This is a genomic window from Accumulibacter sp. (genome assembly GCF_023806635.1).
Lineage (GTDB): Bacteria > Pseudomonadota > Gammaproteobacteria > Burkholderiales > Rhodocyclaceae > Accumulibacter.
Map to the genome: position 1 here is coordinate 1 of NZ_JAMTDQ010000070.1, position 14,419 is coordinate 14,419.

Genomic DNA, 14,419 nt, shown 5'->3' on the forward strand with positions numbered 1-14,419 from the left:
ATCGTCCTGAACCTCACCACTCCCGGCCATGGGGGTCGAAATGAGAACTGGTGGCCCCGTGAGATCGAGCTTGTTGAGCACCATCAGTTGCGGCACACCAGCCGCCCCGATCTCGACCAGGACCTGGTTGACGTCCGCCACCTGGTCGTCACGCGCGGGGCTCGCCGAGTCTACGACGTGCAGCAGCAGGTCCGCCTCCGCCGTTGCCTCGAGTGTCGCGTGGAAGGCCGCAACCAGTGAATGGGGCAGCTTGCGGATGAAACCGACCGTATCCGAAAGGACGATGTGCCCTGCCTCGGGCAACCAGAGCTTGCGTGTCGTCGTGTCGAGAGTGGCGAACAACTGGTCGGCGGCATAGACCCCGGCATGCGTCAACGCATTGAACAGGGTCGACTTGCCGGCGTTGGTATAGCCGACGAGCGAGACACTCAGAAGTTCGCCACGTGCCCGCGCCTTGCGCTGCACCCCGCGCTGACGCTCGAGGCGGGCGAGGCGTCCCTTGAGCGTGCGCACGCGGATGCCGAGCAGGCGGCGATCGGTCTCGAGCTGCGTTTCGCCCGGTCCGCGCAGGCCGATGCCGCCCGTCTGGCGCTCGAGGTGGGTCCAGCCACGCACCAGACGCGTTGCCAGATGCTCGAGCTGCGCCAGTTCGACTTGCAGCTTGCCCTCGGAACTCTTCGCCCGCTGCGCGAAGATGTCGAGGATGAGGCTGGTCCGGTCGATGACGCGGCACTGCAATGCCCGCTCCAGGTTGCGCTCCTGGGCAGCACTCAGTTCATGGTTGAAGAGCACCAGCTCCGCCGCGTGCGCCGCCAACTCGGCAGCGATCTCCTCGACCTTGCCCTTGCCGGCATAGGTCGCCGCATCCGGAGCATGTCGGCGCCCCTGCACGACCGCGCATACCTCGGCACCTGCCGATCTGGCCAGCAGGCAGACCTCCTCGATCTGCTCGGCGAGATCATCGCCGCCGAAGTCGAGCTGAACGACGATCGCGCGCTCGCCGCCGGCACGGCGTTCAGCTCCAGCCATCGCGATGCGCAGTCGTCAGCAGGCGGACAGCGGCAAGCATTCCCCGTCCGGGCACCCGCGTACGGCGACGCGCAGCCGCATGACTGCGCGCCAGCACGACCACGAACCGCTCACCCCTCGTCGTTCTCGTGCTGCAGGGTGATCGGCCGCGACGGCACGACCGTCGAGATGGCGTGCTTGTACACCATCTGGGTGACCGAGTTCTTGAGCAGGACGACATACTGATCGAAGGAGTCGATCTGCCCCTGCAACTTGATGCCGTTTACGAGGTAAATCGAAACCGGTACGCGCTCGCGCCGCAGCGTGTTGAGAAACGGGTCTTGTAGGAGTTGCCCTTTGTTCGTCATCCTTGAAGCTCCATCCTGTTGGGGTTTGCGTTGTTGAGGTTCGAGAATAATTGATTTTCTTGTCGCATGCCAGCATGGGCGCGACAATCGATGACGCGAAGCCGCCAGCCAGCGCCTGCAGCACTTCCCTCGCGGGACGGTCACGCGTAGCATGACTGCCACTCAACTACCCGCGAGGCAATGCGCATGGAGCTGCAAACCATCGACTGGGGTGCCGTCGCCCTGGGCATCGGTGTCGCTGCCGGACTGCTGTGGGGCCTGGTTTTCTTCCTGCGGCAAAACCGACGGGATCTCGAAAGTCTCAACCGGACGCTGCTCGAGGAGAGCGACGAGCCCGGGGACAGCCCCCCTGGTTCGACCTGAAGGACGCCCCCGGAGCCAGCCGCCAGCGACGCCAGCAGAACGACGCCGGATCAGTGGCGATCGAGGAAGTCCTCGAATTCCGCCAGCGGCAACGGCCGGCTGAACAGATAGCCTTGATAGGCATGACAGCCGTGCCCAGCCAGAACATCGCGCTGGGCGACCGTTTCGACACCTTCGGCAATCGCTTCCAGCCCGAGGCTCCGCGCCAGCGCGACGATCGTGCGAGCGATCGCCTCGTCGTTCGCGTCGTTGAGCAGATCGCGGACGAATGACTGGTCGATCTTCAACTGGTCGAGCGGCAACCGCTTGAGGTACGACAGCGACGAGTAGCCGGTGCCGAAGTCGTCGAGCGAGAAGCCAACTCCGCGCGCCTTCAAGGCAGCCATCTTGGCGATGATGTCCTGCACGTTGTCGAGCAGCATGCTCTCTGTGAGTTCCAGCTTGAGATTGCGGGGACTGGCACCCGCCGCGTCGAGGGCGGCCAGCACCTGGTCGACGAAGTTGGGCTGCCGAAACTGGCGTGCGCTGACGTTGACCGAAAGCGAAAATTCCGACCGCCCCGCCCTCGCCGACCAGACTGCGAGCTGCGCACAGGCGGTCTGCAGGACCCACTGGCCCAGAGGGAGGATCAACCCGGTTTCTTCGGCGAGGGGGATGAACTCGCCCGGCGAGACCAGGCCGCGCTGCGCGTGTTGCCAGCGCAGCAGCGCCTCGGCGCCGAGCAACCGGCCATCCAGGCCGACCTGCGGCTGATAACAGAGGAAGAACTCGCCCGCCTGCAGCGCCTGGCGCAGATCCCGCTCGAGTGCGGCGCGTGCGCTGACGACCGCCTGCATCCGGGGATCGAAGAAACGCAGGGTGTTGCGCCCCATCGCCTTGGCCTCGTACATCGCCAGATCGGCCCTCTTCATCAGTTCGTCGATGTCGTCCTGTTGTCCATCGAAGAGCGTGACGCCGACACTCGGCGTGTTGTGGTACTCGTGCTCGCCGAGATCGTACGGCCGGTTGAGAACGGCGAGGATCTTTTCGCCAACGATCCGGCACTGGCTTGCCGCATCCTCGCGGCGCGCTCCGAGGTCCTCGAGCATGACCACGAACTCGTCGCCCCCCAGGCGGGCAACGGTATCGCGCTCGCGAACGCAGTCGCTCAGCCGTCGGGCAACCTGTTGCAGCAGGAGGTCCCCCTTCTCGTGGCCGAGCGTGTCGTTGAGCGTCTTGAAGTTGTCGAGGTCGATGAACAGCAGGGCGCCCTGCCGCTCGCGACGGGCGCTTGCCGCCATGGCAATGCGCAGGCGGTCATGCAACAGGCGCCGGTTCGGCAGGCCGGTCAGCGCATCATAGAAAGCCAGTTGCTTGATCTCCTCCTGCGTCGCCTTGCGCAGCGTGATGTCGGTGAGCATCGAGACGTAGTGGGTGACCCTGCCCTGGCTGTCGTTCACCGCCGAGATCGTCAGCCACTCGGGATAGATCTCGTCATTCTTGCGCCGGTTCCAGATCTCGCCCTGCCAGGCGCCGCTGCGCGCCAGACTGTCGCACATCGCGGCGTAGAAGAGCGCATCGTGACGACCCGAACGCAACAACCTGGGCGTCTGCCCGACGGCCTCGGCGGCGCTGTAGCCAGTGATGGCGGTAAAAGCCTGGTTCACGCGCAGGATGACGCCGTCGGCGTCGGTGATGAACATCCCCTGTTCCGACTCGAATGCAGCGGCGGCGATCCGTTCCCACTGCTCGGCCTGGCGCCGGTCGGTGACGTCGTGCGAGACGACGACAATGCGTTGCGGTTGCCCCTGCGGATCGCGGATCACCCGGCCGACCGAACTCATGTGCCTGACTGAACCGTCCCGCCGCTGCAACCGATACTCGATCGCCTGCCCGACACCGCTGCGCACCGTCTGCCGGAATACATCCCGCACCGTCTCCCGGTCTTCGGGATGGACGTCGGCAAAGGAGTCGGTCCCCGGCAACTCGCTGATGTCGCCAAAGAACTGTCGGTACGAAGGGCTGTTGTAGAGCCGACGCCCCTGCAGGTCGAGGACGGCGATGTGCTCGCCGATGCTCTCCGAAATCAGCTGGAAGAACTCCTTCTGCTCACGCAGCGACGCTTCCAGTTCCTTCCTGTCGGTGATGTCCTGGGTCGTCCCGAGGCTGCGCACCGCCCGCCCATCCGCGCCAAACTCGACTTCCGCCCGCTGCGCCACCCAGCGTACGCCGCCGTCGGTGACGATGCGCAACTCGCTGTCGAAGGGCTCCCCGCGGAGTGCCGCCTCGGTGTACTGCTGCAGACTGTCACGATCATCCGGGTGTACCAGCTGCATGAACCCGGCAAGGCTACCGGTCGAGCCCTCCGGCACGCCAAAGATGCGACAGGCCTCTGCCGACATGCGAATCGTGCCGCTTGACAGGTCGCAGATCCAGCTGCCGACATGCGCCACCCGCTGCGCCCGACGAAGTTCGGCGGCGTTCGCCAGCAACTCGGCGCTGCGCTGCTCGAGGTCCTCGCCAAGGCGCCGCACATCGGCGATCCGCCGCTGGTACGCGCGGCGGAGAAAGCGGATCAGCAGCAACGCGACGACGATCGCCGCCAGCTGGATCAGGGCAAGCATCATTGCCGGCGTCGGCGGCTGAGGTGGTAACCAGTGCAGCAGCTCGGCCAGCAGCAAGGCACTGACCAGGACACCGGTCAAGGCGGCCAGAGCCAGCGCTGCCCACGCTCCGAGAAGCCAGCCACCGGTGATGATCAGAAGCGGATAGAGGATCACCAGCGAGCCGCGCAGACCACCGTAGAACACGGTGATGCCGACGACCGCAAGCCATGTGCCCCAGACAAGAACGGCGAGCGAAGCGCGCAGCCTGCCGAGGGCGAGAAAGCGCAGCGTCGCAGCCGCGACGACGATCAGGGCTGCCGGTCCGAGCGCGCGCAGAGGCTGCTCCGGGATCAACAGCAGGATGGTCGCGAGAACTCCGCAGGCCGTGAGCAGGATCGCCCAGCCAGTGTATTTCAGGAAGGCGATCGACGGCGCCCAGTACAGCGGCTGATCATCGTCACCGCCGACAGGAGTGGTCGCCGGCGCAGGCTGGCGCACCACGTCGTCACGGCTCTCCGGTTTGCTGACTGCCACGCGCTAGGCTCCGGCAGCCTCGGTCACTGCCCGGAAGAACCGGTAGCAGTTGCGCCCGGCCTTCTTCGCGTAGTACATCGCCGTATCGGCATTCTTCAGCAACTGGCCGACATCTTCGCCGTGCTGCGGGTAGACGGTGATGCCGATGCTCACCGAGATGTCGAGCGCGTGCGGACCGATCAGGAAGGGCCGCCTGAGTGCCGCCAGGACCTTGTTGGCGACGAGAACGGCATCCATCGCCCGTTCGATCTGCGCCAGCAGGATCACGAACTCGTCGCCACCGAGACGCGCCACGGTATCCGTTTCGCGCGGCACACAGGCTTTCAGGCGCAGGGCCACCTCCTGCAGCAACAGGTCGCCGACATCGTGCCCGAGCGTGTCATTGACCGGCTTGAACTGGTCGAGATCGAGGAACATCAGGGCGAGTGTCGCCCGGTCCCGGCGCACCTGTGCCAGCGCCTGCGCCAGGCGATCGCTGAGCAGCGCGCGATTCGGCAGGTCGGTGAGCTGATCATGGTGGGCGAGGTGCTGGACACGCTCCTCGCTTGCCTTGCGCTCGGAGATGTCCTGCTTGATGGCGACGAAGTGCTGGATGCGGCCGTTGATGTCGGTCACCGGCGAGATCGTCAGTGCTTCGTCGTAGAGGCTGCCGTCCTTGCGCCGGTTGACGACCTCGCCGCTCCAGATCCGGCCGTCGAGAATCGTCTCCCACATGCGCTGGTAGAACTCATCGTCCTGTTGCCCGGTGTTGAGCATTTCGCTCGGCCTTGTTCCCACGGCCTCTGCCAGGCTGATGCCGGTCATCCGGGTGAACGCCGGGTTGGCCCACACCACCGTCGCATCGACGTCGGTGATGACGATGCCGTTGGCGGCGGAGTTCAGCGCCGCCTCGAACAGGCGCAGGCGCGACTCGAGCTTCTGGCGCACGACGGCATGCCGGATCGCCCGCCCGAGCGCGTCATGTTCGAACTGTCCCTTGACGAGGTAATCCTGCGCGCCGGCCTCGAGAGCCGCTGCCGCCAACTGATGGTCGTCGGCCCCGGTGAGGACGATGATCGGTACGTCGGGCACCACCGAGCGCATCATCTGCACCGTCGCAATCCCCGTCGAATCGGGCAACGAGAGGTCGAGCAGGACGACATCCGGTCTGGCGGCGGTCGCCATGTGCACGCCATCGACCAGCGACGACGCCCATGCCAGCGGCTCGCCGTCGCCGAGGCGGCGCAAACCGGCGCGCAGGATGTGCGCCTTGATCAGGCCAAAGTCGCCTGCGTCATCCTCGACCACCAGAATCGAGACCTGCGGCGTCGACTCGTTCATTTCCTCTTCTCCATGCCCTCGACCACGATGGCGGTCCGCTTGCCATTGTGCGCCAGCAACGCCGCCCGTGACCAGTGCTCGCCGAGCCGACGGATGTCGTCGATGAACACGCCGACATCGGCGGTCTTGACGATGTAATCGGCGGCACCGAGACGACGGGCGGCAAGCACGTCCCGTTCGACTGCCGAGGTGCTCAGGACGACGACCGGAATACTGCGCAGCGACTCATCCTCCTTGATCCCGGTCAGGAACTCCCGTCCATCCATGCGCGGCATGTTGAGGTCGAGCAGGATCAGATCCGGGCGTCTCGCCGACCGGAAGCGCCCGCCCTGCCGGCGCAGATACTCGAGTGCCTCGCGTCCATCGACGACATGCTCGACCTCCGCCTCGACCCGGCCTTCACGCAGCGCCACACGCAGCAGATGGGCGTCCGCCGGCTCGTCCTCGACCAGCAGGATCAGCATCCGCGCACCCCGTCCCTCACTCTCGCCGGTCACGGCGGTCGCGACGGTCGCCTTCGCCATGGGGCCGCTCATGTCACCCCGCCAACGCCTGCCGGCGGCTCGGCCGCCGGCAGTTGCAGCGCCAGACGGCAGCCACCACCCGGCGTCTCCTCGATCCATGCCTGTCCACCGCAGCTCTCGGTAACGCGACGGACGATCGCCAGCCCGACACCCGTTCCCTCGCCGCTCGACGACAATCGTTCGAACACGCGGAAGACGCGTCCACGATACGCCTCCTCGACGCCGGGGCCATTGTCGCTGACGTGATAGACGACCCATTCGCCGCGGCGCTCGCCGGCGATGTCGATGCGCAGCGCCTGCGTACTGCGGCCATGTTGCAGTGCGTTCTCGATCGCGACGCGAAACAGGTCGCCGAGCCGCGGCGGGTCGATCAGGGCCGGCGGCAACCGGCCGATACTGAGCCGGGCACCGGCCTCGGCAATCGGCCCGGCAAGCTTCGTCAGCAAGGTCTGCAGCACCGGTGCGACGGCACAGCACTCGATCTGTCCGCGCGGCTGGTCTGCCGACAGGTAGAGTTCGGCATCCCGCAGCAGTTCCTGCAACCGCCCCGCCTGCTGGCCAATGAAGTCGAGTGACAACTGCGCCTCGGGGTCGTCGACGCGCCCGCTGAGCTGGCTGCGCAGGCGACCGGCATAGGTGGCGACGCGCCGGGCCGGTTCCTGCAGGTGGTGCGCAGTGACTTCAGCGAAGCGCTGCAAGTCCGAGGTGCGCTGCGCAACGCGCAGCTCCAGCGTCCGTTCGTGCGCTCGCGCGGCAGCGATCAGCCTCGCCTGCCATGCCGCCTGCCACGCCAGCACGAGGCAGAAAAGCACGCCCACAGCCGCCTGCAACAGGAGTCCGCGGACGTCCGACCAGCCGGCGATCGGCGCCACGCTCAGGCTCCAGGGCGCGTTGGCCACCACCAGTTCCTTCTCCACCGGGTCGACCAGGTTCGCCCGCACAGAAGCGGCCAACAGCTCCTTCGCGCGCGTCTCCGGATCGCGGCGGAACAACTGGTAGGCGTAACCCTGTGCTTCCAGATTGTCGAGACCGCTCTCCCGCAGCAGTTCCGGCAAGGCGATCCGGGCGACGGCAAAACCCCAGAATGCCCGGCCATGGACCGGGCCATCGCCGGAGAGGGGCAACAGGGCAGCGAACTCCAGGCCACCGCCCTCCAGCCTGATGGGTCCGGCCAGCAGCGGTACACTTCCGTTGCGGCTCTGTCGCGCAGGTCTGCCGAGATCCGCATCTTGCAGCAGATCGACCCCGATCATGCCCTCGTTGCCCGCCAGCGGAACGACCTGCCGCACCACTCCCGTCGGCGCCAGTTGCAGCGCCGAGATGTCGGGAAAATGACGCAGCAACCGCTCGCCAGTTGGCGTGAAAGCCGCGATGCTCTCCCTTCCCGGTTGCAGGATGGCCGCCAGTGCATAGGTTGGCGCGAACGTCCGCTCGACGCTGCTCTGGATGTCGCGCGACCGTTCACCGGCGACGCCGGCGGCCTGGATGCGGGCTTCGCGCTGCCGCTGCTGTTCCTGGCGCCAGATCAGCCCACCAGCCAGTGCGCCCGCCAGCACGAAAGCCAGCAATCCGACGAGCCGTGGCCGACAGCCCAGGCTGCTGCCGGCGCCCGTACTGGCGCGCTCGCCGACAGAGGAAACGGCTGCGGCCGTCATGCGCCTTCCCTCGGCATCGGCAGCGTGACGCAGAATCGACTCCCACGACCGTCACCTTCGGACTCCGCCCAGATGCGTCCCCCATGGTGCTCGGCAATCTTGCGACAGAGTGCCAGACCGACGCCACTGCCTTCGAAGGTGGCACGGCTCTGCAGCCGCTGAAAGACCTGAAAGAGGCGGCCCAGCTGTTCCGGTGCGATGCCGACACCGTTGTCGGCAACCACCAGATTCCATTCCGCACCGGCGATCCGGCTGATCACCGCGATTTGCGGCTTTCGTCCTGGCAGGCGAAACTTGACCGCATTCGCGATCAGGTTCTGCAACAGCCGCAGCATCTCGTCCGGCCGAACGAAGACGCGCGGCCATTCACCGCCGATGGCGATCGTCGCAGCGGCCTCGGCAATCGTCGGCTGCAGAAACAGCAGAGCTTCATCGAGTACGACGCGGCTTTCGATCCACGCCGGCGGTTCACCGAGGCGACCGACCCGCGAGTATTCGAGCAGGGCCACCAGCATCCGGTCCATGCGCTTGGCGCCTTCGATGGCGAAGCCGAAGTACGCGCCCTGTTCATCGTTCAGCCGGTCGGCGAGACTGGTGCCGAGCAGCTGCAGGTAGCTGGCAATCATCCGCAGGGGTTGCCGCAGGTCGTGGGAGATGGCGTAGCTGAACTGCTCGAGTTCGGCATTCGAGCGCCTGAGCTCCACTTCGGCCTGCTTGCGCTCGGTGATGTCCTGCGTCGTCCCCAGGCTGCGCAGCGGCTTGCCATCGGCACCAAAGGTCAGGTCGGCACGCTGCCGGACATAGCGGACCGCGTTGCCGACCCGGATGCGATGTTCGTGCTCGAACGCCCCGCCGACGCGCAGGAAGTGCTGCCACGCCGCCTCGAGCGGTGCCCGATCCTCACTGCAGACGCGCTCCAGATACCCGCGGTAGTTGCCGACCGTGCCTTCCGGCAGGCCGAAGATGCGACAGGTTTCCGCCGACAGGTGCAACTCGTCGCTTGCCAGCTCGTAGTTCCAGCTGCCGACGTGGGCAACCGACTGCGCCCTGATGAAGTTGGCCTGACTCTCGCGCAAGGCGGCCACCGCCGCGTCGAGCTGCCGCACCTTCAGCTCCAGGTCTCGCTGCAACTGCTCGTGTTCCCGCATCAGGCGATAGGTGCGCAGCGCCGAGTGGACCTGGGCGAAAATCTGGTTGCCGTGCAGTTCCGACTTCAGCCGATAGCCGTCGATCTCGTACCCGCTGATCACTTCGCGCTGCGGGGCATGGCCCGGCTGGCCAGTGACCAGGACGATCTGCACGGTACGGTTGGCCAGTTGCTCGCGAATGTGACGGATCAGGTCGAGGCCCGCCCGACCCGACTCCATCACCACGTCCAGCAGAATCAGGGCGACGTCCGGATGGGCCGCCAGAAGCCCCTTCGCCTCCTCCGCCGAGAAAGCGTCGAGCACCTGCAAGCCGCGACCTTCGATCACCACGTCCAGCAAGGCGAGGCGCAGCACCGCATGTACGTCCGCCTCGTCGTCTGCCACGAGGACTTTCCAGGGGCGGCCGGCAGCCGGCGGAGGCTCGTCGGCCTCAGCCTGCAGCAGGGTGGGAAAGAGATCGGGATCGTCGCTCAGCGGGCTGTGCATCCGCTCATCTCCATTGCCAGAGCCACCCCGAACTCGTCTCGACACCGCTCAAGCGAGCGCTTGCCGCCACCTTGTCGCCACAACCGGCGTTCTCCATATACGCAACTGCCCCGAGGACTCATTCACGGCAACGACCCTGCATCCGCTCCGCGCCGACAGCCGCTCCATGTTCCCAGTTACGGCCCGGCAGCCCTGCGCCTTTAGGCCGATCATGCGACACCACGCGGACAAGGGGGCCCCAGTTCACTTCTGTTCGATCGGCGGCGCCACCTTGTAGACTTCCGCCAGCGTCGTCACCCCCGCTGCCACCTTCATCGCTCCCGAAATGCGCAAGGGCTTCATCCCCTCGCGAAACGCCAGCTCGCGAATCCTGGCGATGTCCTTGTTCTCGCTGATCGCCTGTTTGACCTCGGGCGACAGCATGAGGATCTCGTACAGCCCGACGCGCCCGAGATAACCGGTCATCCGGCAATCGAGGCAGCCGACGGGCCGGTAGAAGCGCGACGGGCGGTTCGACTTCCACGGTGCCACCAGCTGATCCCACATCGTCTCCTCGACCGGGCTGGCCGGATGCACCTGCTTGCAATGCGGGCAGAGGATGCGCACCAGACGCTGCGCCATCACGCCGAGCACCGTCGCACCGAGCAGGTAGGATGGCACGCCGAGGTCGAGCAGGCGCGTGATCGCTGCCGGTGCATCGTTGGTGTGCAGCGTCGACAGCACCAGGTGGCCGGTCAGGGCCGCCTGGATCGCCACTTCGGCGGTCTCCAGGTCGCGGATTTCGCCAATCATGATGATGTCCGGGTCCTGCCGCATCAGGGCGCGTACGCCCTGTGCAAAACCGAGGTCGATGACGTTCTGCACCTGCATCTGGTTGAAGGCCGGCTCGACCATCTCGATCGGATCCTCGATCGTGCACACGTTGACCGCCGGCGTCGCCAGCTGTTTCAGCGTCGAGTAGAGGGTCGTCGTCTTTCCCGATCCGGTCGGCCCGGTGACCAGGATGATGCCGTTCGGCCTCTCGGCCATCGTCTTCCAGCGCTCCTGGTCGTCATCCGAGAAGCCCAGTTCGGCAAAACCCCGCACCAGCACCTCGGGATCGAAGATGCGCATCACCAGCTTCTCGCCGAAGGCCGTCGGCAGGGTAGACAGGCGCAGTTCGGCCTCCAGGCCGTCGGCGGTGCGCGTCTTGATGCGTCCGTCCTGCGGGCGGCGCTTCTCGACGACGTCCATGCGACCGAGGATCTTGACGCGATTGATCATCGCCGCGAGGACGCTCATCGGAATCTGGTACACCTGATGCAGGACGCCGTCGATGCGGAAGCGAACGATGCCGACTTCCCGCCGGGGCTCGATGTGGATGTCGCTGGCGCGCTGCTCGAACGCGTACTGCCACAGCCAGTCGACGATGTTGACGATGTGCTGGTCGTTGGCGTCGAACTGTCGATTGGTGCGGCCCAGCTCGACCAGTTGCTCGAACGAGGACAGGTTGCCGGCAGGGCCGCCGAGCTGCGCCGCCTTCTTGACCGAGCGCGCGAGGTTGTAGAACTCGACCAGATAGCGCGCGACATCGACCGGACTGGCGAGGACGCGACTGATCTCCTTCTTGCTGATCGATCGGATCTCCTTTTCCCAGTCGCGCAGGAAGGGCTCGGTCGTCGCCACCAGCACTTCCCGCGTCGTCACGGCCACCGGCAGGACGCCGAAACGTGTCGCGTAGGCACTCGACATCACTTCGGTCACGGCGGTGAAATCGACCTTCAGCGGATCGATATGGTAGTACTCGAGACCGACGCGGCGCGCCAGCCACTCGCCGAGATCGTCGAGGGTCAGCGGGCGGTACGGTTCGAGCTGCGACTTCCATTTCTGGTCGCCGATGATCACCAGCGGGTGCGCCACCAGACGCTTGAGACGGCTCTCCTTGAGCAGGCTGTCGGCATCCGCCGCAGTGGCGAGGCCGTCGGCGACGAGCCAGCCGAGAACCTCGGCCAGCGTCAGACGATGTTCATGGACGGTGTTGACCGTTGCCTGCAGCATGTGCGGGTTTCCGGGGAGGGGTATGGACACTATACCGGAGAGCGCCATCGCGACTCAATGGTCGCGCCGCGACGGGGTATGATGCAGCCCTGCCGCGGCCAGGCGCGCGACCGGGACACCGGGCTGCGCGCCGGCCACAGTCAACCAGACTACCTGTGGAGGAAGCGATGCACGCCAGTTCCCTGATCATCCTCGCCATTGCCAGCACCCTCTTCACCCTGCCGGCCGTCGCGCAGACCGCAGCCGGCGGAATGGGGCCGGGAACGCCAGCCGGCGGCAGCGGCATGGGCCGCCCGACCGACTGCAGCAAGGCCGCCGACCCGACCCAGTGCATGGCCCGCCAAGCCGCGCACGAGCAGGTTCGCGCTGCCTGCCGCGACAGCACAGGCAGCGAGCGCCGCCAGTGCATGCACCGGCAGGCGCAGCAGACGGACTGCTCGCGCGCGCGCAACCCGCAGCAGTGCGAGGCCCGCAAGCAGGCCTACGCCGCCTGCCAGGAGCGCAACGGTCCCGACTTCAAGCGCTGCGTCCAGGAGAAAATGCCGGCCGTCGACTGCGGCCAGGCGGCCGACCCGGCCCGCTGCCAGCGCCACCAGAAGGCGCGCGAACAGTGCCGCGACAAGATCGGTCCCGAGCATCGGCAGTGCCTGCGCGAGGCACTGGCACCAGCCGCCAGATAGCGCAACGGGCCGCCGCCCGGAGACGCGCGGCGCGGCTGCTCAGGCAGCAGTCGGGCTGGCGGCAATCGCCGCCCGCCAGGCGGCCAGCTTGTCCGCGAAAGCCCGCGTATGCGCCGGACTGGTCGACGGCAGGATGTGCGTCGCATAGCCCTGCTGCCGGAACCAGTCAGCGAAACGCCCTGCGGTCTGGCCATTGAAGCAGATGCAGCGCAATTGCGGGGCCACGTCGCGCAGGCGCGAGAAGTCGTTGGCGACCGCCGACTCGATGGCAGCATCCAGCGCGCCGCGACGCCGGCACTCGCGATAGACGTCCCAGACCCCGATGCGGTGCCGCAACAGGCACTGCTGCTTGCCGGCGTAGTCGAGGGCGACGAGCGGCTCGTCGAACAGCGCTTCGAGCAGACGCCAGAACTGGTTCTGCCGGTGCGCATAGTAGTGCGCGGCGGCGAGCGATGCCGGTGAGGGAAAACTCCCGAGAATCAGCGTCCGCACGCCGGCATCGATGATCGGCGGCAAGCCGGACAGCAGCTCCGGCCTGCCGGCCGCCATCAGCGCCCGCCGGCGAGCGACAGCGCCAGCATCAGGTCGTTGATGCGCCTGACGAAGCCGGCCGGGTCATCGAGCGAGCCACCCTCTGCCAGCGTCGCCTGCTCGAGCAGCAGGTTGGCCCAGTCGTCGAAGCGCGCCTCCTCGTACTTCAGCCGCTGCACCGCCGGGTGCTTCGGATTGATCTCGAGAATCGGCCTGCTCGCCGGCGCCTGCTGCCCGGCTGCCTTGAGAATGCGCTGCAGGTTGCCACCGAGGTCGTGCTGGTCGGCAACCAGGCAGGACGGCGAATCGGTCAGGCGATGCGTTACGCGCACGTCCTTCACCTTCTCGCCGAGCGTTGCCTTCACCTTGTCGATCAGTTCCCTGTACTCGTCGGCAGCCTTTTCCGCCTCCTCCTTTTCCGCCACGTCCTCGAGCTTGCCGAGGTCGAGGCCACCCTTGGCGACCGATTGCAGTGGCTTGCCGTCGAACTCGGTGAGGTGGCCGGTCACCCACTCGTCGACGCGATCCGACAGCAGCAGCACCTCGATTCCCTTCTTGCGGAAAATCTCGAGATGCGGGCTGTTCTTCGCGGCCGTGAAGGTTTCCGCCGTGACGTAGTAGATTTTCTCCTGTCCATCCTTCATGCGCGCGACGTAGTCGGCCAGCGAGACGCATTCCTCGTCGGTGTCGGCCTGCGTCGAGGCGAAACGCAGGAGCTTGGCGATCCGCTCCTTGTTCGCGAAGTCCTCGCCGACACCCTCCTTGAGGACGCGGCCGAACTCCTTCCAGAACTTGACGTACTTCTCCTTCGCCGCCCCGTCCTCGCTGTCGGCAAGACTCTCCAGCAGCCCGAGAACGCGCTTGACGCAACCGCCGCGAATCGTCTCGATGTCGCGTGATTGCTGCAGGATCTCGCGCGAGACGTTCAGCGGCAGGTCGTTCGAGTCGACCACCCCGCGCACGAAGCGCAGGTACAGCGGCATCAGCTGCTCCGCGTCATCCATGATGAAGACGCGCCGGACATAGAGCTTGATGCCGTGCCGGGCGGTCCGCTCGAAGAGGTCGAACGGCGCCCGCGACGGAACGTAGAGCAGTTGCGTGTACTCCTGCTTGCCTTCGACCCGCGCATGGACGTGCGCCAGCGGATCCTCGAAATCATGCGCGACGTGCTTGTAGAACT

The 14,419-nt window shown here is 66.4% G+C and carries 12 protein-coding genes; 2 read left to right on the plus strand and 10 right to left on the minus strand.

The annotated features are described in order from the left end of the window. Window positions 1-1,029: GTPase HflX (gene hflX / locus NFW30_RS12730; RefSeq protein ID WP_295353774.1), on the minus strand; the 1,029-nt coding region annotated here is incomplete at its 3' end. A gap of 110 nt (window positions 1,030-1,139) precedes the next feature. Further along, entirely contained in the window at window positions 1,140-1,376 is a 237-nt protein-coding gene (gene hfq / locus NFW30_RS12735; RefSeq protein WP_295353776.1) for an RNA chaperone Hfq, read from the minus strand. A 186-nt stretch (window positions 1,377-1,562) separates the two neighbouring features. Between hfq and NFW30_RS12740 the strand changes: the two genes are divergently transcribed. Continuing rightward, window positions 1,563-1,739, plus strand: a complete 177-nt coding sequence (locus NFW30_RS12740) for a hypothetical protein (protein ID WP_295353778.1) — start codon at window positions 1,563-1,565, stop codon at window positions 1,737-1,739. Window positions 1,740-1,789: 50 nt separating this feature from the next. Here NFW30_RS12740 and NFW30_RS12745 read toward each other — a convergent pair whose 3' ends face one another. The 6 genes from NFW30_RS12745 to NFW30_RS12770 all read right to left on the minus strand — a co-directional run bounded on the left by NFW30_RS12745 (window position 1,790) and on the right by NFW30_RS12770 (window position 12,028). Further along, window positions 1,790-4,858 (minus strand): EAL domain-containing protein, encoded by a 3,069-nt coding sequence (locus NFW30_RS12745; protein WP_295353781.1) that lies wholly within the window; start codon window positions 4,856-4,858, stop codon window positions 1,790-1,792. Window positions 4,859-4,861: 3 nt separating this feature from the next. Beyond that, window positions 4,862-6,178, minus strand: coding sequence for a diguanylate cyclase (locus NFW30_RS12750; protein WP_295353784.1), 1,317 nt, complete (start codon window positions 6,176-6,178; stop codon window positions 4,862-4,864). Next, window positions 6,175-6,702 (minus strand): response regulator, encoded by a 528-nt coding sequence (locus NFW30_RS12755; RefSeq protein ID WP_295353787.1) that lies wholly within the window; start codon window positions 6,700-6,702, stop codon window positions 6,175-6,177. The genes NFW30_RS12750 and NFW30_RS12755 overlap by 4 nt, the downstream gene beginning before the upstream one ends. A gap of 8 nt (window positions 6,703-6,710) precedes the next feature. Then, the gene (locus NFW30_RS12760) at window positions 6,711-8,357 is read right to left on the minus strand and encodes an ATP-binding protein (protein WP_295353790.1); all 1,647 of its coding nucleotides are present in this window, start codon (window positions 8,355-8,357) and stop codon (window positions 6,711-6,713) included. Then, window positions 8,354-9,991, minus strand: coding sequence for an ATP-binding protein (locus tag NFW30_RS12765; RefSeq protein WP_295353794.1), 1,638 nt, complete (start codon window positions 9,989-9,991; stop codon window positions 8,354-8,356). The genes NFW30_RS12760 and NFW30_RS12765 overlap by 4 nt, the downstream gene beginning before the upstream one ends. A 243-nt stretch (window positions 9,992-10,234) precedes the next feature. Beyond that, complete coding sequence (locus NFW30_RS12770) at window positions 10,235-12,028, minus strand: GspE/PulE family protein (protein WP_295353795.1); 1,794 nt, start codon at window positions 12,026-12,028, stop codon at window positions 10,235-10,237. Between the two features lie 167 nt (window positions 12,029-12,195). On the opposite strand from NFW30_RS12770, the gene NFW30_RS12775 reads away from it, so the two are divergent. Then, complete coding sequence (locus NFW30_RS12775; RefSeq protein ID WP_295353797.1) at window positions 12,196-12,708, plus strand: hypothetical protein; 513 nt, start codon at window positions 12,196-12,198, stop codon at window positions 12,706-12,708. Between the two features lie 39 nt (window positions 12,709-12,747). Here NFW30_RS12775 and NFW30_RS12780 read toward each other — a convergent pair whose 3' ends face one another. Together NFW30_RS12780 and htpG are read right to left on the minus strand one after the other, a co-directional pair. After that, entirely contained in the window at window positions 12,748-13,257 is a 510-nt protein-coding gene (locus NFW30_RS12780) for a DNA-deoxyinosine glycosylase (RefSeq protein ID WP_295353799.1), read from the minus strand. Continuing rightward, on the minus strand, window positions 13,257-14,419 hold a 1,163-nt coding region (gene htpG, locus NFW30_RS12785), incomplete at its 5' end, for a molecular chaperone HtpG (RefSeq protein WP_295372246.1). The genes htpG and NFW30_RS12780, both read right to left, overlap by 1 nt.